Annotated in this window: 19 protein-coding genes; 8 read left to right on the top strand and 11 right to left on the bottom strand. The window is 42.3% G+C overall.

Features of this window, described 5'->3' with window-relative positions; all coding sequences use genetic code 11:
- Nucleotides 1–33 precede the first annotated feature (33 nt).
- Entirely contained in the window at nucleotides 34–756 is a 723-nt protein-coding gene (sanA, locus tag AACQ81_RS08755) for an outer membrane permeability protein SanA (RefSeq protein ID WP_237385320.1), read from the top strand.
- Between the two features lie 63 nt (nucleotides 757–819).
- Here the strand turns inward: sanA and yeiB are convergent, their stop codons facing one another.
- The 3 genes from yeiB to AACQ81_RS08770 all read right to left on the bottom strand — a co-directional run bounded on the left by yeiB (nucleotide 820) and on the right by AACQ81_RS08770 (nucleotide 3,985).
- Nucleotides 820–1,968, bottom strand: coding sequence for a DUF418 domain-containing protein YeiB (gene yeiB, locus AACQ81_RS08760; RefSeq protein ID WP_272902957.1), 1,149 nt, complete (start codon nucleotides 1,966–1,968; stop codon nucleotides 820–822).
- A 15-nt stretch (nucleotides 1,969–1,983) separates the two neighbouring features.
- Nucleotides 1,984–2,652 carry a GTP cyclohydrolase I FolE gene (folE, locus tag AACQ81_RS08765; RefSeq protein ID WP_237385322.1) on the bottom strand — a complete coding sequence of 223 codons (669 nt, stop codon included), beginning with the start codon at nucleotides 2,650–2,652 and terminating at the stop codon, nucleotides 1,984–1,986.
- Nucleotides 2,653–2,800: 148 nt separating this feature from the next.
- Complete coding sequence (locus AACQ81_RS08770) at nucleotides 2,801–3,985, bottom strand: YbfB/YjiJ family MFS transporter (RefSeq protein WP_237385323.1); 1,185 nt, start codon at nucleotides 3,983–3,985, stop codon at nucleotides 2,801–2,803.
- A gap of 205 nt (nucleotides 3,986–4,190) precedes the next feature.
- Between AACQ81_RS08770 and moeA the strand changes: the two genes are divergently transcribed.
- Both moeA and moeB read left to right on the top strand, forming a co-directional pair.
- The gene (gene moeA / locus AACQ81_RS08775; protein ID WP_237385324.1) at nucleotides 4,191–5,432 is read left to right on the top strand and encodes a molybdopterin molybdotransferase MoeA; all 1,242 of its coding nucleotides are present in this window, start codon (nucleotides 4,191–4,193) and stop codon (nucleotides 5,430–5,432) included.
- 8 nt (nucleotides 5,433–5,440) lie between these two features.
- Nucleotides 5,441–6,196, top strand: coding sequence for a molybdopterin-synthase adenylyltransferase MoeB (gene moeB / locus AACQ81_RS08780; protein ID WP_237385325.1), 756 nt, complete (start codon nucleotides 5,441–5,443; stop codon nucleotides 6,194–6,196).
- Nucleotides 6,197–6,240: 44 nt separating this feature from the next.
- On the opposite strand, the gene AACQ81_RS08785 is transcribed toward moeB, so the two are convergent.
- The 3 genes from AACQ81_RS08785 to AACQ81_RS08795 all read right to left on the bottom strand — a co-directional run bounded on the left by AACQ81_RS08785 (nucleotide 6,241) and on the right by AACQ81_RS08795 (nucleotide 9,096).
- Nucleotides 6,241–7,836 carry an ABC-F family ATPase gene (locus tag AACQ81_RS08785; protein ID WP_237385326.1) on the bottom strand — a complete coding sequence of 532 codons (1,596 nt, stop codon included), beginning with the start codon at nucleotides 7,834–7,836 and terminating at the stop codon, nucleotides 6,241–6,243.
- Between the two features lie 173 nt (nucleotides 7,837–8,009).
- Nucleotides 8,010–8,474: a GNAT family N-acetyltransferase gene (locus tag AACQ81_RS08790; RefSeq protein ID WP_237385327.1), complete on the bottom strand. Its 465-nt coding sequence runs from the start codon at nucleotides 8,472–8,474 to the stop codon at nucleotides 8,010–8,012.
- Between the two features lie 22 nt (nucleotides 8,475–8,496).
- A complete protein-coding gene (locus AACQ81_RS08795; protein ID WP_445285865.1) occupies nucleotides 8,497–9,096 on the bottom strand; it encodes an LOG family protein in 600 nt (199 codons plus the stop codon).
- A gap of 159 nt (nucleotides 9,097–9,255) precedes the next feature.
- On the opposite strand from AACQ81_RS08795, the gene rhtA reads away from it, so the two are divergent.
- The 3 genes from rhtA to AACQ81_RS08810 all read left to right on the top strand — a co-directional run bounded on the left by rhtA (nucleotide 9,256) and on the right by AACQ81_RS08810 (nucleotide 11,256).
- Nucleotides 9,256–10,152, top strand: coding sequence for a threonine/homoserine exporter RhtA (rhtA, locus tag AACQ81_RS08800; RefSeq protein ID WP_237385328.1), 897 nt, complete (start codon nucleotides 9,256–9,258; stop codon nucleotides 10,150–10,152).
- Nucleotides 10,153–10,335: 183 nt separating this feature from the next.
- Nucleotides 10,336–10,842: a DNA starvation/stationary phase protection protein Dps gene (dps, locus tag AACQ81_RS08805; RefSeq protein WP_237385329.1), complete on the top strand. Its 507-nt coding sequence runs from the start codon at nucleotides 10,336–10,338 to the stop codon at nucleotides 10,840–10,842.
- A 192-nt stretch (nucleotides 10,843–11,034) separates the two neighbouring features.
- The gene (locus AACQ81_RS08810; RefSeq protein WP_237385330.1) at nucleotides 11,035–11,256 is read left to right on the top strand and encodes an alkylphosphonate utilization protein; all 222 of its coding nucleotides are present in this window, start codon (nucleotides 11,035–11,037) and stop codon (nucleotides 11,254–11,256) included.
- Nucleotides 11,257–11,310: 54 nt separating this feature from the next.
- On the opposite strand, the gene dinG is transcribed toward AACQ81_RS08810, so the two are convergent.
- A complete protein-coding gene (gene dinG / locus AACQ81_RS08815) occupies nucleotides 11,311–13,458 on the bottom strand; it encodes an ATP-dependent DNA helicase DinG (RefSeq protein WP_237385331.1) in 2,148 nt (715 codons plus the stop codon).
- A 238-nt stretch (nucleotides 13,459–13,696) separates the two neighbouring features.
- On the opposite strand from dinG, the gene AACQ81_RS08820 reads away from it, so the two are divergent.
- Nucleotides 13,697–13,852, top strand: a complete 156-nt coding sequence (locus tag AACQ81_RS08820) for a hypothetical protein (RefSeq protein WP_177216207.1) — start codon at nucleotides 13,697–13,699, stop codon at nucleotides 13,850–13,852.
- Nucleotides 13,853–13,954: 102 nt separating this feature from the next.
- Entirely contained in the window at nucleotides 13,955–14,794 is an 840-nt protein-coding gene (gene sseA, locus AACQ81_RS08825; RefSeq protein WP_237385332.1) for a 3-mercaptopyruvate sulfurtransferase, read from the top strand.
- A 124-nt stretch (nucleotides 14,795–14,918) separates the two neighbouring features.
- Here sseA and AACQ81_RS08830 read toward each other — a convergent pair whose 3' ends face one another.
- The 4 genes from AACQ81_RS08830 to AACQ81_RS08845 all read right to left on the bottom strand — a co-directional run.
- Complete coding sequence (locus AACQ81_RS08830; protein ID WP_237385333.1) at nucleotides 14,919–15,170, bottom strand: GlsB/YeaQ/YmgE family stress response membrane protein; 252 nt, start codon at nucleotides 15,168–15,170, stop codon at nucleotides 14,919–14,921.
- 325 nt (nucleotides 15,171–15,495) lie between these two features.
- On the bottom strand, nucleotides 15,496–16,233 hold the full coding sequence (locus tag AACQ81_RS08835) for a GNAT family N-acetyltransferase (protein ID WP_237385334.1): 738 nt from the start codon (nucleotides 16,231–16,233) through the stop codon (nucleotides 15,496–15,498).
- A 53-nt stretch (nucleotides 16,234–16,286) separates the two neighbouring features.
- Nucleotides 16,287–18,485, bottom strand: a complete 2,199-nt coding sequence (locus AACQ81_RS08840) for an RHS repeat domain-containing protein (RefSeq protein WP_237385335.1) — start codon at nucleotides 18,483–18,485, stop codon at nucleotides 16,287–16,289.
- Between the two features lie 25 nt (nucleotides 18,486–18,510).
- On the bottom strand, nucleotides 18,511–18,776 hold a 266-nt coding region (locus tag AACQ81_RS08845), incomplete at its 5' end, for a transposase (protein WP_237385336.1).

Below are 18,776 nucleotides of genomic sequence, written 5' to 3' on the forward strand. Positions count from 1 at the left end.
GACCCATAAGTACATATAAGGCAAACGAAAATCATGTGGAAGCGCTTGATTACTGGTCTGATTTTTATCATTGCTGTCCTTATGCTGACAGCAATTATGCTTGATCGTTGGATTAGCTGGAAAACTGCTCCTTACATTTTTGATGATCTCAGGCAACTTCCTGAGCGGGATGTCGGTATGGTGCTCGGCACATCCAAATATTATAAAAGAGGTACATATAACCAATACTACTTCTACCGTATTCAAGGCGCGGTTAACGCTTACAATAGTGGAAAAATTAAATATCTGCTATTAAGCGGGGATAATGCACAGCATAATTATAATGAACCGATTACGATGCGGAAAGATTTGCTCAAAGCAGGAATCCCAGCCAGTAACATTGTGATGGATTTTGCTGGTTTCAGAACTCTGGATTCAATTGTCAGAACTCGCAAGGTATTTGATACCGATGATTTTACGATTATCACCCAGCGATTCCATTGTGAACGGGCTCTGTTTATCGCCATGCATTTTGGTATAGAGGCACAGTGTTATGCTGTACCGTCCCCTAAAAATATGATGACTATTCGTCTCAGAGAAGTATTAGCACGCCTCGGTGCTTTGACAGACCTGTATATTTTAAAACGTGAACCGCGTTTTTTAGGCCCGTTAATGCCAATTCCGGCACCACATGCCGTACCAGCAGGAATTCAAGGTTATCCTGCCGTATCACCAGATGAATTACAAAAACTAGAAAAAAAATCTCGCGAGGAATAATAAATGTAGAGCCAGTTAAACAGGCTCTACATTTAAACTTCATCACACAATGTTTACCTGAAATTACGCCAGTTTCGCCGTCAGACAACGCCAAAGCTGCTCCAACGGCCCTTGAGAGTAACGTTTTAACCACCAGCAAGCAAACCAGATGTTCAATGCCCAGATAAATGGCACAAACGCCATTAGTTCCAAACGAGTAAACTGACCAAATAATTCAAAGCGATAAAAAAGCGTGGTACAGACCAGAGTTTGCAACAAGTAGCTACTTAATGCCATTTTTCCCACTTGCCGTAACCAAAAAGTGACTCTCCAACGTGAAATGGCAGGCCAAAATCCATAAATCAACGCGATATAAGCAAAAGCTAACAAGGGTGTTGCCAATTCAGTGATAGTGTAGCGGATAGTCCACGACGCAAAATAACTATAAGGATATAAATACTGGATTGATAAAGCCGCACATTGAATAGTCATCCCAACAGGGATTAGACATAATGCCAGATGACGATAATGTTTGTGGCTAAACTCACCTTTCAACCAGCCATTACGCAATAACATTGCACCCCAAAGCATGACCCCGATTATTTGCCAGCCATATTGCACAATGACCACTATCATTGCGCCACTTATTTGGCGGATCCGGTACTCCATGGCCAAGAGTCCGCCATGAGTTTTCCAGAAAGTTTCATGAAAAATATCTTCCAGTGTTGGCATCCAGAATGAATTATTCTCTCCCACAGGAAACAGCCCCAGAAGATAAAACATCATTACGCCGAACAAGTAAAAAGTCGCTCCGGTACTGAATAACTTTTGACGAGTATTGATAAAGTGCCATGTCAGCAAGCCAACAATGCCATATGACAACAAGATATCGCCATCCCATAGCAAAATGCCGTGCAGTAAGCCAATCGCCGCTAAAATTAGTAATCTGGAAATATTCCAGTTACGTTCCCGTTGCCGAAGCAGTTCAAGTGAGGCTCCAAATAATAACGTCAAGATGAACAGAAACTTTCCCTGAGTAAAAATACTCAAAGTAGACCATGTAACCACATCAGAGAATGAGACAGAATCTTTATAAAACAGATTCATATAAGCGGCATATGGCAAAGCAAAGCTGGTAATATTCAACAACAATATCCCCAAAATGGCAAAACCACGCATACTATCAATGACCTCAATTCTCTGATTTATGACTTCCTTGCAACTATGCTCCATGATAATAAAAATTCATCATGACAAATGCAGATGACGTACTGCGCGCAGGAATTCCTGCCGAGTATTCTGGCTTGACTTAAATAACCCCCCCAGAGACGTCGTTGTCGTGGTACTGGTCGCATCACGGATACCACGTGCTTTCACACAGTAATGGACAGCATCTATAGAAATGGCAACATTGCAGGTACCAAGCAACGTTTGCAACGCAATCAGGATCTGCTGTGTCAAACGTTCCTGCACTTGCGGGCGTTGAGCAAAAAACTGAACAATGCGGTTAATTTTCGACAATCCAATCACTTTATCCTTAGGGATATACGCAACTGTTGCTTTGCCATCAATGGTCACAAAATGGTGTTCACAAGTGCTGGTCAATGTAATATCACGGACTGTTACCATCTCATCCACTTTCATTTTGTTTTCTATCAACGTAATTTTCGGGAAGTTATGATAGTCGAGTCCTGAAAATATCTCATCCACATACATTTTTGCGATACGGCCCGGTGTATCCGCCAAACTGTCATCACTCAAATCGAGATTTAACAGTTTCATAATTTCTGCCATATGTTCCTCAATGCGTACCTTACGCACCTCTGGCTCCAGAGTTTGTTCACGCAGAGGAGTTTCAAGACCACGGGCGACCAGTGCCGAATGCACCAGCGCGGCTTCTGTACTTAGGGATGACATCAGTTTCTCCAAGAGTAATACCTTCCGTCACTTGACGGGTAATCGAAACGCTTATTTTAATCAGATATCAGTGAGATGTAACACTACTCGGTATTTGCTCACATCGTATCTGCGTATAACTATACCTGTACGTAACCAATGCGCCAACTCAGGATAGGTCACGACGAATATTGCTGCGATAAAATACCAGTAACCCGGCAACGACCAAACCAATAAATGCGATGTAAAGAGCAGGTTCCAGTTTACCAATCAGCCAGGTCGAAATGGCTGACAACATCGGCCCAACCAATTGCCCCAACGCATAGCCTGTGGTCAGCAACCCCGCCATGTAACGTGCATGATCTGGAGCCAATTCACGCCCATACTGCAAAGCCAGTTGCACAACACACATAAATCCGCCACCTACCAACAATGAACCCATCATCAGCCCAGCGATGCCCGGTAATATTTCCGTCATCAAAATACCTAATGCCTGAAGCCATAATACAGCCGCCAAGCGAACTTGGGCAGTTGATACATTGCGCATCAAAATACCCAGAATAATGCCAATGACAGAAGCGCCACCAAATATTGGCCAGACAAATTGGGCAAACAAACTATCAGGGAAACGTTCTGCTGCTATTTGGGAAAGGAATGTTGCAGGCAGGATATAACCAAATCCAGCCAAACTATAACTCCATACTAATCGCTTGATTTCAGGTGTCAGCGTGAGTTTTTGGATGGCGGTCTGCGGTCGATGCAACTCTCCACGGCGAGGAAGGTGACGGCTAACATAAATACTGAGCAACAGAGCAAAAATACCGTATAACATCCATGCAGTGGCTGCGCTCATTTGCCAAGATTGAACTCCCATCGCCAGAACACCACTGATAAAGATCCCTATCCCCGGCCCCGAGAAAACGGCAGCACTTAATCCGGGACGATTCAGCTTCCCCAACGCCTCATTCGTCCACGCCGCCACCAGTACCAACGTCCAGCCACTTGCCCAACCAATAAAAAAACGGGCAATACTGTGCAATACAGGTCCATCCAATAATGCGGAAAGCAGTGTGATAATCACTGCTCCCCATAACCCACTCCATAAACGGTATTCCACAAAACGCTGCGCCCGCATCGCATCATAGGAGCCAGCCAAATAACCAAGGTAATTGAATGCCGCAACAATTCCTGCTCCCGTTAATGTAAGTTGGGATTCGGCAATCATCAGCGGAACTTGTGGGGTAAAAGTGAAACGGCCTATTCCCATTGCAACAACCAGAGCAAGAAAACCGCTTAATGCAATCTGAAAAGATTGATAATGACGTTCACGAGGTGTGATGATTTGATTTCTCATAGTAATTAAATAGCAATAAAATCAGTTGCTTTTATTGGAAATGATGCAGTTATAGCAAATCATGAATATAATATACATCTTTTATTAACAGACATTTCCCGTCATTCTCCATCAAGGTAATCTTTGCCATAATGCTGGCAATACAAGAATAAACGCTTGTCCGCCATCGGTGATATTCACAATTGCGGCATATAGGGAGTTCCTCATGGATCACTGTCATACCTCAGGCTTAATTTCACTTGAACAGGCACTCGAAAAATTACTGGCACAAACCGTTCCCCTGACTTCCACAGAAACCATTAATCTGACCGAATCTACTGGTCGCATTACCGCCACCGATATCATTTCCCCCATCAATGTTCCCCCATTTGATAACTCAGCAATGGATGGTTACGCCATTCGTCTTGCGGATTTTAATGAAAACCAAACTTTGCCAGTGGCAGGTAAAGCGCTGGCTGGTGTACCGTTTCAGGGAGAATGGCCGACTGGTAGCTGCATTCGCATTATGACTGGTGCCCCTATGCCCTCTGGCGCTGATGCCGTAGTGATGCAGGAACAGGCTGAGGTCACTGAAACGGGTATTCGGTTCACTCATCCGGTAAAACAGGGGCAAAATATTCGTACCATTGGGGAAGATATCACTCAAAATGCAGTCGTATTTTCCAAAGGCTTCAGACTCTCCACTGCGCAATTACCGCTGATTGCTTCACTGGGTATCGCAAAAGTGGAAGTGATCCGTAAGCTGAAAGTTGCCATTTTCTCTACCGGTGATGAATTACAAGCCATAGGAGAACCATTGCAGACAGGCCAGATTTACGATACCAACCGATTTGCCATTCGCCTGATGTTGGAAAAACTAGACTGTGAAGTTATTGATCTAGGTGTGATCCGCGATAATCCTGATACATTGCGCCAAGCCTTTATCGAAGCGGCTAAACAAGCAGATCTAGTGATCAGCAGCGGCGGAGTTTCCGTGGGTGAAGCGGATTACACCAAACAAATTTTAGATGAAGTCGGAAAAGTCAGCTTCTGGAAACTTGCCATAAAACCCGGTAAGCCTTTCGCATTTGGCAAGCTAGAAAATACGTGGTTCTGTGGTTTGCCGGGCAACCCTGTCTCTGCTGTACTAACGTTTTACCAGCTGGTACAACCGCTGATTGCCCGTTTATCCGGCTTTACCACATGGCAATCACCGATGCGCCTCACAGCCAAAACAATAACGTCACTGAAAAAATCCCCCGGGAGATTGGATTTCCAACGCGGTATTGCTGCCATTAATGAAAATGGCGAATTAGAAGTACAAACTACAGGACATCAAGGTTCCCATATCTTTAGTTCATATAGCCTTGGCAACTGTTTTATTGTCTTGGAACGGGAACGTGGGCACGTTGCTGCCGGCGAAACAGTACACATTGAATTTTTCAACCATCTGCTAAAAAATCAATAAGATAAAAAATGACTATTGAACTGACCGATGAAGAAACCTTACGTTATAACCGACAAATTGTCTTACGTGGTTTCGATTTCGACAGGCAGGAGAGATTGAAATCTGCCAAGGTGCTGATAGTTGGTGCGGGAGGCCTCGGTTGCGCGGCTTCCCAATATCTTACTGCGGCTGGTGTAGGAACAGTCACTCTGTTGGATTTTGATACGGTTTCCCTGTCCAATCTGCAAAGGCAAATTCTCCATCGCGATGAACGTATTGGTATGCCCAAAGTGCATTCCGCGGCATTGACCCTGCGGGAAATCAATCCTCATGTCACCCTTCATCCCATTGAAGGATTATTAGATGATCCTGCATTGGATGAACTGATAAACCAGCATCACATTGTACTTGATTGCACAGATAACGTTGCTGTTCGTGAACAACTCAACCGGCTGTGTTATCCACACAAAATACCCCTGGTTTCCGGCGCAGCGATTCGAATGGAAGGCCAACTTTCTGTTTTTACATACCAACCCGAAGAACCTTGCTATCGTTGCCTGAGTCGGTTATTCGGTGAAAATAACCTGACATGCGTTGAAGCAGGCGTAATGGCGCCATTAGTCGGAACCATTGGTTGTTTGCAGGCAATGGAAGCCATTAAATTATTGACTCAATACGGGAAAGTAAGTTGTGGCAAAGTATTACTATTCGATGCTATGACAACGCAGTTTCGTGAAATAACATTGCCTAAAGATCCTCAGTGTGAAGTTTGTCAGAAACTATAACGATAGCCCCGTTAATCTTACGGGGCTATTACCATCAGGCAAAGTTACTGAGCAATACCCTGACTGCTCAGATACTCATCATAAGTACCTTTAAAATCAACAACCTTATCAGATTTAATTTCCAGAATACGGCTGGCCAATGAACCGACGAATGCACGGTCATGGGAAACGAAAATCAGGGTTCCTTCGTAAAGTTCCAGCGCAAGGTTCAACGATTCGATGGATTCCATATCCAAGTGGTTAGTGGGTTCATCCATCACCAGAATGTTAGGCCTGTGCATCATCAGCTTACCAAACAACATCCGGCCTTGTTCACCACCTGAAAGTACGCCAACTTTCTTCTTGATATCATCCTGACCAAACAGCAAGCGCCCCAGAATACCGCGCACGGCCTGTTCATCATCACCTTCACGCTTCCATTGGCTCATCCATTCGAAAACCGTCATGTCGCAATCAAAATCACTGGCATGATCCTGTGCGTAATAGCCAATGGTGCTGTTTTCAGACCATTTAATCGTACCGCTATTCGGTTGTTCGTCGCCAATCAGTGTTTTCAGGAATGTCGTTTTACCGATACCGTTTTCACCAATGACTGCCATCTTTTCGCCGACTTCCATCAGCAGATTCAGATTTTTGAATAGTGGCCCGTTATCGTAACCCTTAGTCAAACTTTCCAATTCTAATGCATTACGGAACAGTTTTTTATCCTGCTCAAAGCGGATATAAGGATTCTGACGGCTGGAAGCCTTTACTTCCGATAGCTGGATCTTATCAATCTGACGGGCGCGGGAAGTCGCCTGTTTGGATTTAGAAGCATTGGCACTGAAACGGCTGACGAATGACTGCAATTCAGCAATCTGCGCTTTTTTCTTCGCATTGTCTGCCATCAGGCGCTCACGAGCCTGTGTGGCGGCTGTCATGTACTCATCATAATTACCCGGGAACAGGCGCAGTGCGCCATAATCCAAATCCGCCATGTGAGTACAAACGGTATTCAGGAAATGGCGGTCATGGGAAATAATGATCATGGTGCTATTACGGTCATTGAGCACTTGTTCCAACCAACGGATAGTATCAATATCCAGGTTGTTGGTTGGCTCATCGAGCAGCAGAACGTCAGGGTTAGAAAACAGCGCCTGTGCCAACAATACACGCAATTTCCAACCCGGAGCCACGGCACTCATCAAACCATAGTGTTGTTCTACAGGAATACCCACGCCCAGCAGCAATTCACCGGCACGGGCTTCGGCGCTGTAACCATCCATTTCACCATAAGCGACTTCCAGATCGGCAACACGATAACCATCTTCTTCGCTCATTTCTGCCATAGCATAAATGCGGTCACGTTCCTGCTTGACTTTCCACAGTTCCGTGTGCCCCATAATGACCGTATCCAGAACGGTATACTCTTCGAAAGCAAACTGATCCTGACGCAACTTACCCAAGCGCTCATTAGGATCAAGGCTGACATTACCGGAACTCGGTGTTAAATCGCCGCCCAGAATTTTCATGAAAGTCGATTTACCTGCCCCATTCGCACCGATTAAACCATAACGATTGCCGTTGCCGAATTTGACAGAAATATTTTCAAACAGTGGCTTGCTGCCAAACTGCATGGTGATGTTGTTTGTACTTAACACAACTTTTGCTCTTAAAATAAAAGGGAGTTAAAAAACGATAGCCGCATATTATGCCATAACAAGAAAAAAGTATCGCCAGAATGCGTTCATCTCTCTTCAAGATAAGAATGAAATATCAGTTAATTCTTTGGATAGTAAGTACATTCTGATGGTTTTAATAACCGATTTATCATTTACAAAGCAATCGCCATCGTTTTACTGATTTCTTGATATCCTTCCCTTTCATAAAAACGGATTGCATCAACATTTTTAGATAATACAGTCAGTTCCAGATGCGAATAATAATTTTCTTGCGCCCACCTTTTCATTTCAGCCAATAATTTCTGGCCAATACCTAAACTTCTGACATCCGGGCTGACGATCAAATCAATAACATAACCGTAGGTTCTGGGGATAAGGCAGTTAAAGGGAAGCGTTTTTTTCTCTTGTGCAATGGAGAATCCTTTAATTTCTGTATTTTCATTTTCTGCAACGAGTAAATGAAACTTATCATCACTCACACAGGAAATAATAAAATCTCTATCTTGTTCGGACGATTTCATCCTATCTGGCTGCAATAGAGCCATTTCTTTGAATAACATACTATAAAGCGATAAAATAGCCTCAACATCTTGCATAGACCCATTTCTTATTATCATGTCACCCTCCTGAATTTAAAATTTACTTACTGTACGTTTTTACCGAAGGAACCGGGTAATCATTAAAACGATCAAGCAATAAAACGGGATCTTGTTCAATAATAGCCATATGACGATATTTTTCCTGTAAGAATTGCTCATCAGCCATTTTATCAATCATTGAAATTAAAGGGTCATAAAAATGATTAATATTGAGGATACCGCAAGGCTTATTATTCAGTCCAATCATACTCCAAGTAAAAACTTCACTAAACTCTTCCAAAGTGCCAAAACCGCCGGGTAAAGCCACAAAACCTTCTGCCAGCTCAATCATTTTACTTTTACGCTGATGCATGGTTTCTACCACATGCAATTCAGATAAATTTTTATGGGAAATTTCACGCTCTTCCAATAATGTCGGGATCACACCAATCACTTTTCCCCCTTCCTTCAAAACAGTGTCCACCACCGTTCCCATGATCCCCACACTAGCACCGCCATAAACTAAAGTAATTCCACGTTTAACCAGCTCTTTCGAAAAAGATACCGCAGTTTCCCTATAACTTTCTGATATACCAAGGTTTGAACCGCAATAAACCGCAATACTCTTTACAATTTTATTTTTTTCAGAAGGATTTTTCACCGTAATCGCTCCTATGGATAAATTCCATTATTGTTTTTTTTATTTCTGATTATGCGATAACTTAATGCCTATTCAATTGATAATAGAGTTGAGTTATCTCTCTTTCACTGCGAAGATGATTCTTCTTAAATAATACGTTGTAACTGAGGTTTTCTGTAAATGTCTCTTTCCGAACATCGGGCAGCATCTTTTCCACTGCTTCCTGTGATTTTATTGTTACTGTCAATGACATCTATTCAGGCCGGGGCTTCACTGGCTAAAACAGTATTTCATGTCATTGGTGCTCCTGGAGTAACAGCGCTGAGACTTGCATTAGGAACGATTATTCTATTTCTGATTTTCAAACCATGGCGTCTGAAATTTCAGCGAAATTCGCTGATCCCCCTTTTTGCCTATGGCATCTCACTCGGGGCGATGAATTACCTGTTTTATATGGCACTTTCCCGTATTCCCCTTGGTATTGCTGTCGCACTTGAATTTACAGGGCCTTTGGCTGTGGCAATGTTTTCCTCCAGACGCCCATTGGATTTTCTCTGGATAGCTTTGGTCATCGCTGGGCTAGGATTTTTATTGCCTATCGGAGATAGTGCCAGCGCACTTGATCCCATTGGTATTTTATATGCACTCGGGGCTGGTGTTTTCTGGGCACTTTATATTATCTTCGGGCAACGTGCTGGAGCAGGCTATGGCGCGGCAACAGTTTCCATTGGCTCGCTAATCGCTGCCTTAATTTTCTTCCCAGTCGGATTAATACAGACTGGCCCCGAAATACTGTTTGATGTTTCACTACTACCTATCGCATTTGGGATAGCGATTTTATCAACAGCCTTTCCTTACACATTGGAAATGATTGCCCTTACCCGTTTACCTGCCAAAACGTTTGGGACGTTAATGAGCCTTGAACCTGCATTGGGTGCATTATCGGGCATTATCTTCCTTAATGAGAATTTGACTATGACCCAGTGGATTGCGCTTTTCTGCATTATATGTGCTTCTATAGGTTCAACCTTTAGCATTAAGCGAAAAACTAAAATCGAAAAAATTGAAATTGAATAGTTAATTTTCCACAATACATTGATTAATATTACCTAATCCGGAGAAGTTAAACATTCTCCGGTTTTTTGTTTTTATTGGCTATCAATGCAATAGCAACAAGCGATGTGACTTTTGATAAATTGTCTACTAAATTTATTCCATCTAATGAGATAACTCATTACTTGGAATTAAGAGGACATTATTATGAGTACTGCAAAATTAATCAGAACCCAGCCTTCTACTCTGATTTATACACGCAATAATATTGATAACGGAATTAAAAAGAGATCAATTACTGCCCTGAATCATATGTTGGCCCAATTTATCGATCTGTCAATGCTGACTAAACAAGCCCACTGGAACATACGAGGCCGAAATTTCATTTCTATTCACGAAATGCTGGATACTTTTCGCAGCGCTCTCGTGGAGCACCTTGATACATTCGCCGAACGTGCAGCTCAACTCGGTGGTACAGCTTTGGGAACCGTTCAGGAAGTAAGTAAACACTCGACGCTGAAAAGCTATCCAACAGATATCCATGATGTGCAGGATCACCTGAAAGCATTGGCAGATAGCTACGCCATCGTTGCCAATGATATCCGTCAGGCAATTATTGATGCTGAAGATGAAGACATTGCGGATATGTTTACTGCTGCATCCCGTGATCTCGATAAATTTTTATGGTTTATCGAAGCAAATATTGAGCAATAAAATAAAAACATTATTTTTCAAACTATTAAGGTCACATTTGTGACCTTTTTTGCATTGCGGCATATCATCAAATACAGAAAAAAATTAAAAAATGGAAGTTATGATCTAACAAACAAGACTAACCTTTAAAAAAATCATTTTTCTCTCTATAATCCCTGTCTGATTTAAAAATAAACATAAGGATTCTATACTATGGATATCGAAGTCAAAGATTCTAACGGCGCTCTGTTGAATGACGGTGATTCAGTTCAGGTAATCAAAGACCTGAAAGTCAAAGGGACTTCTAAGACATTAAAACGTGGCACTCTGATCAAAAACATCCGACTGACTAATCGCGAAGATGAAATTGAGTGTAATGCAGATAAAATCAAAGGCTTAGTACTGAAAACCTGTTTCCTGAAAAAAGTAGGATAAATAACAGTTACACATCCGTTTTTGATTAAAGGATAAATAATATTAACTTTTATACTATTTATCCTTTTTCTTATCCTTTTTCATTACTTCCAATTCCTTTAACGATGGTATCTCAGGTCGTTCAATTGGAAACACAGGTAAAGAACCCAATAAACGTGGCCCATACCGTTTGGTCAATAATCGATTGTCATAAATCACCACATCACCATAGCATTCATGACTGCGGATCAATCTTCCTACCTGTTGAATCAGGCTAAAAGAAGCACTTGGCAAACTTTGTACTTCGAACGGATAGCGTTTCAAAGATTTCAGCCATTCGCTTTCGGTGATAATGACAGGGTTGGCCACAGGCGGAAATGCAATTTTATGGATATGTACTTGTGAAAGATAATCACCTTTTAAATCCAACCCTTCGGCGAATGACTGCAATCCAATCAAAACGCTGGCTTGTCCTTCATCAATACGTCTGCAATGAGTTTCTACCAATCGATAACGAGGTTGATCGCCCTGTACCAATAACATCAAACGCAAGTCGGGCACGAAAGTCAGAAATCCTTCCATTGCACGCTGGCTGCTAAATAGTATCAACATTCCCCGATGTTTCCCTTCTATCACCTGAGAACGGAAAAAACGCGCCATTTCCTCAAGGTGTAGCATTTCATTCTGGATTGTCGGTTCCTGTGTCATTTGCGGGATTAGCAAACGCCCCTGCCGTACATGTTCGAAAGGCGATGACAAAGCTACAAAACGATCATCATGGTTTTCACTTAAACCAGTCAGTTCCTGAATGCGAGAGAAGCTATTTAACGAACGCAATGTCGCGGATGTCACCACAACATGAGGAATATTGCGCCATAATAGATGGATTAATTGTTCACTGACCCGAATTCCGGCACAGTGAAAATAAAGGTGCGACTGATTTTTTTCATAGCGACGCGTCAACCATTTGGATATCGGCGCATGGGAAGATTCTTCCTGCGAAGCCAAACGCCACAACTTTGCCATATTCTCAAAATAGCCCAATGTTCGGCTGGTTTGTAAAATCGTGCGATGCAATCGGACAATATCCTGCTTCGCCGTCTGCTCCGTTAAATCACTTAAAATTGCTTCTGCTAAGCTACGTAATCCATCAGTGAGCTTAAATAATTGCTGGCAACATAGCAGTAAACTATCCGGTAATTTTCCCAGTTTGAATAAGTATTCTTCTGCTTCGCTCCGCTCAGGCAATAAAGCTTGTGTAATGGCTGCCAATTCTTTAAAGCATTCGCTAATTCTTTCACAATGCGTTTTCAACCGAGGAATATTTGCCAATGCAGGTGGTTTTACCGGACGAAATTGAACCAGATATTGCTCCACATGACGGACAAACGTATCTAACTGCCCATTTAGCTGGAATAACGTAATTTCTCCTTCAACTTCCAGTGAATCTCTGGCTACATCCGGTATATGGTGTCCTTCATCTAATACCAACAGCAGATTTTTTGCCTCCGGTAAAACAGATTCACTTTCCAGTGCAGCCATAACCAAAGAGTGGTTGGCAACAACGACATCCGCATCTTCAATTTCCCGACGAGCGAGAAAAAATGGGCAGCGATGATAAAACTGGCAATTCCGGGCCAGACAGTTCATCTTATCTGTACTGATTTTTGCCCACAGTGAATCCGACAATGCCAGTTGATGGTGATCACGCAAACCGTCCCATGCAAATGTCGTGTATTCACTGCGCAACCGACGACACAATTCCCGTTCTTCACCGTTAGCGATATCAATCCGGTCTTCCACCAGAAACATTAGATCAATTTGTTCGCCTTCTGCGGTACAAATTGCCTCCAGATTACGTGGACAGACATAACGTGAGCGACCAAAAGCACCAGTGAATTTCAGGTCAGGGATGATCTTGTGCAATAAAGGCAAGTCTTTGCTATAGATTTGATCTTGCAACGCAACATTCGCCGTACTGACTACCAACGGTTTCTGCTCTGCTCTACTGACAGCAATGCCCGGGATCAGATAGGACAAAGTTTTTCCTACTCCTGTAGGTGCTTCTATCACTAAATGCCGTCCTTCTTCATCCGCCAGCGTTTTTGCAACCTCTGCAATCATCTGACGTTGCGGAGCACGCGGAATGAAACCATCAATATGGGTGGATAATGCCTTATACCATTGGCTAATCTGATTTTTTATTGAACTGGAAAGTGCCATGAGTTTTGCTGCTTAAAAATTGGAGGGCTATTCTCCCATAGAGTTGATATCAAATCAGCTTTATATGCTCATTACTGAGAAACAGTTTCCAGCTTCTTTATTATCAATACAGGAAAATCGGTTATTGCTTGTCTGGATTGTATAAGCCGATATACTTTTGACTTTCTATCTTTTGGCTTTTTATGGCTGATAACACTTTTTATCAAAAATCTTTATTAAAACCTTACTGGATACAAAGATGAAAAAAATCCTGCTCATTATCATCATATTATTTTCTATCGGCTCTATTGGCGGTGTCTTTCTGGCAGGATTGAATATGTACACACGCTCAACCACCCCAACAGAAGAGCCGCAACAGAGCCAGCAGGAAAATATCCCGACAGGGCAACAATAAATACATCTGGTTTTAGCGCAACACTAGATATTACGACACATCTATTGTTAACAACGTATCGCCTTGCACCATCCGGTATTATGACATCAGGTGAGTAATCTCATGAAAAACGAATATTTTGTCAGTCCACAATGGTTAAACGAGCATCTCCATGATGAGAATGTCGTTATCGTTGATGCTAGTGCCCCAATGCCCACCCAATCCATTGATTATCAACAGCTCTGGTTGGAGGAACACATTCCGGGTGCTCAGTTTTTTGACCTTGATAAAGTTGCCAATCTACAAACCAACCTGCCACACATGCTGCCGGAACCAGAAATTTTCCGTCAAGCGGTCAACAAAATGGGTATCAGTGAAAATCATCTGGTGGTGATTTACGATCAAGGAAATATGTTCTCCGCCCCACGAGCATGGTGGACATTCAAAGTCTTTGGTGCCCATCATATCCGTATTCTCGAGGGGGGATTACAAGGCTGGCAGCAGTCTGGTTATTCAACCGAATCGGGAAAAGTTGCCCGTTCACCCGAAGTTTTCAATGTACAGTTTACTCCTGAAAAAGTCTGTTCTCAGGCGCAGATCCTTGCTGCACTCCATAACAATGTGCCAGTACAGTTTATTGATGCCAGAGCAGAAGAACGCTTTCAAGCAAAAGCACCTGAACCCCGTCCAGGCTTGAGAATGGGGCATCTCCCCGGCGCTAAAAATGTTCCGTGGACAGCCTTGATGGATAATGGACTTTATAAGTCAGTAGAAGAAATTACGGCGATATTCCGAAAACAAGGCGTTAATTTAGACCAGCCGATTATTACCAGTTGTGGCTCAGGCATGACAGCCGCCGTTTTAGTATTGGGTCTTGATATGATTGGTCACAAAGAAGTGAAATTATATGATGGCTCTTGGGCTGAATGGGGAGCGGATGACTCATTTCCGTTAGAAAAATAAATATCAGGAAAATAAATAATAGCAAAGGGCATTTAAATAACATGCCCTTTTTTGTTATTAATCATATGCATGATGAAACTCATAAACCACTTTACAAAACCGTTTTGTAAGAAAATTTTAAAAATTACTGACTGGAAATTTTATGGTATACAAATAAGATAATTATCGCTCCCACAACAGCAATGATAAAACTTCCGAAATTAAAACCATCAACTTTTCCCATTCCAAAAAATGTGCTGATATACCCGCCAACAACAGCACCGACAATACCTAAAATCACTGTCATAATGATACCGCTGCTATTATTTCCCGGCATAATCCACTTAGCAAGGATCCCGGCAATCAAGCCAAAGATAACCCATGATAAGATACCCATATACAACCTCCAGAATTAATTAGATTATTTGATTACGAATTTAATTAAGTTTCTACGCCTTAATTTAAGACTTTGGCATAAAGAATTGCAAATCGCAAAAGGAAATACCCTCACGAGTAATTAGGAATATTTATATCAATAGTTAAATTTAAGAAAAAAACTCATAAATTAAAGAATAGTATTAATATCAAAAATTAACCATTCTTACTGATTGATAAAGTATTCTATATATACCTGTCGTATTTCAAGTTGCAACTTTTACTCACCCCAGTCACATCGTTATCTATGCTCCAGGGGATTAATGAAAATATTTAAATAAACTGTGTTAGCAATTATTAGAAAATCGGAATTCTCTTTTCTGGGAATAAAATATCCATTGTTGTCGCTCAAATGGGCGTAATTGCATATTCTCTTGATCTATATTAATAAATCCGAATCTGCTATATACTCTTTTTTGCAAATAATCATTAGCAACTCTAACTTTTAAGTTTCCTAATGAGCCAAGTTGATAAGATTTATTCACTGCTTTTTCCACTAACAAATATGCACAGTTTTGAATGCCTAAATGAGTAATGAAGTACAATACTTCTGGCTCATGGTATATTTTATCACTGACATGCCTAAGCATAATAACCCCAATAGGGTGACCATTCATATAACATACGAAATGGAAATAACTTCTTGTATCAAACATCCATTCTAAATGTCTTTCCATATTATCTAAGTTTTCTTTTGTTGATGAGCATCTTTCATGCCATGCCCCAATATGTTCTCTCTCTTTTTTCTCTTGTTCTGTTTCAGCAATTCTTCTTTCTGGAACATCAAAAAACCACCCGTCATTGTTCAGAGAAGCTAATATTTTATTACTTGCACTCTCCATTTCTTGTTTGTTAACTTCTTTGATTATAGGCATATAACGATTAAATAAAGCTGGATTATTGTAAAAAAACTCTGTGCACAATTGTTCATCTGAGGAAATGTTTCTGTTTGATTGAGTTCGTCTTAACTGACTGGATGATGTTTCTAATGTATTTCCATTATAAGAATAAGTTCTTTTTAACATGATATTCTCCTTATTTTATCAATGGTTATCAGCGTTCATAAACCTTTACTCTATTACCTGACCAAACGTAGCCAATCCATCATTCTATCCGGAAATAAATCGTCGGAACTACTCCAGAAACCTCTAAACCTATTCATAATCAGTCGATTGGAATTAATATTCATATTTAATCTCTTGAAAACTCCTCTACAAAAACGAAGTCTACCTACCGTAGTAATAACAGAATCAGTCATATCATGAGAGTTTAATATACTAGTACGTATAAAGCTCAGGTATAAAGATTCAAAATCCTCCGCTGTAATATCCAAAATTTGTTCAGATCGGGCTTCATTTTGTGCTACAAAGACATTTTGAATAATCTCTATCGGCGAATCATCTCCAATTGGCCTGAATAATGCTCGCCTCAAAAAATCTATATCTTGATTCTCACCAGCAGGGTAGAGTCCTGTCGTATTTATCCCTATTGTATGAAAACCACTACCCGCAGGATTCTCAATTGATACAACTCTTTCATCACGTATCGCATTCCTAAATGCAATAACATAATCGTTAGCACTAATTCCACGTACGTCTAAGCTATTAACTTCTGTATATATTCTGGGATTGCTGGCTCCTGGAGGATCCATCATATTCATCCTTCTTGGCATAACTTCATTTTTAATCGTTTCAGTTGTAAACACCTCGCTAAAAGAGCGTGTTAATCCTCTCATCTTCTGGATATATCTGGCAACACTGCTAATACCTGCTCCCATGCCAACTACAACCCCAAACCCCAAAGAAACCCATCCGAGGATCGAAGAAACGCGGGGATTACTGTCTTCTGTCGCTGCACTGGCGATACCCGTGGCATCTGCAAGCAATCCCAATCCAGCGATAATCGCCCCGCCCACACTCAGGGATGCCCCACCGGTGGGGATAGCCATGATAATCCCCGCAACCAATCCGATGCTACCCAAAACAACCCCAAAAATACTGCCCAGACTCATATGCCCTGTAGGGTCAATACGATTGATGGGATCACCCAAACAATAGGCATAAGCATTAAGTCCTCCTGCACCGAATGGACTCCAACTATCGGGAGCATTAAAACGCATCAGGACAGAGTTATAAGCTCTATATCCATTGCCCAGATGGTAGTTTCCCCCCATGGGATCAAGCCACTCGCCATTATAAGCCGGGATATCCGGTTGGTGTTCTTCCGCAGCTTGCTGGCCATAAGGTGAATAACGATAGCGGGTTAGGTTGCCATCACTGTGGCTACTGAACAACACGCTGCCATGACCATCAGTACCCAGCAAGTGCTTTTCGTTACCCGTTACGGTGGCAACCGGTGTCCCGTATGCGTGTAACGATCGGGTCACCACGCCACTTTCCCGCAGGATTTCAGCCACGCGTGTTTCTCCCTGATAATACAGCTCATGGGTTTTATCTTCCCCTATCCGTTGCAGCACCAGACGATCCGATGCGTCATAGGAATAGGTACTGATGGTGTCATGGAGATCAACTGCAATTAAGCGCCCCAATGCATCGTAAGTGAGCTGGCGACTGGACTCATCCTGAATCAGGCGTCCGGCACCGTCATACTTCAGAGAGAGGGTTGCCGGATATCCCGGGTGAGTATGGGTGACAGTATGCAACTGACAGGGATCTGACAGACTGTAGGTAAACGTGGCCGTATCACTGCTCCCGTCATTCAGGGTAGTGATGCAGGTCAGCATGTTGCCCAACCGATCGTAGGTAAATTTCTGCTGGGTGATGCCAAAACCATAAGCATCCCGGGGGCACTCCGTGCCTGAACAATCGTATTCCGTCAACCAGTGACGAGTCGGATCATAGGTGTAGGTTTCCTGACGCAGCACACCAAATTGCTGTGAACGGGTGGTACGCGATGCCAATTGTTCCTTAACTGTATAGTTCTGTTCAAGGATCAGTATATCTGTTTCTGTCCGGATTTGGCGTTTGACTTCACGACCAAAATCATCAAAATCCAGCGTAGTGGTTAACCGTTTGTCATGCTGTTTATTGTATACACTCCAGCTCTTGACCCTGCTGGCAGCATCATAGGTCAACCCTATATCAACATCGGGATCAAGGGTAGCAACCGGACGGCCGAACTTATCAAAGTACAGTTGCTGGGTATTCCCTGCCATGTCCTGGTACCCTGTCAGCTGCCCCATGGGAGAATAGGTATAGTCGGCAGTCCGTGCCGCTCCCACTCCTGTATCATCAAAGCGGAAAGTTTCCTGTTGCAAACGCCCTGAAGCCGTATATACCAATCTAACTTGAAGATGCAGGTTTTAAAATCTGAAAGTTGTCAGTCAGTCGAGTCGTGAGTTCTTTCGCTTTTTCTGGCAAAGTGGTATGAAAAAAGTGGCGAAGGGTTTCACGGAATGTCTTCGCATCCGGAAAATAAACATTGTTACGTACTTGCTCATTCATATACTTCCACAATCGCTCTATCGGATTGAGGTTTGGGCTGTAAGGCGGTAGGTAATGCAATTCAATATTAAGGACATATGCCATCTCTTTCACCAATTCTGCTC

This window comes from Xenorhabdus sp. Sc-CR9 (assembly GCF_963897815.1).
Classification (GTDB): domain Bacteria; phylum Pseudomonadota; class Gammaproteobacteria; order Enterobacterales; family Enterobacteriaceae; genus Xenorhabdus.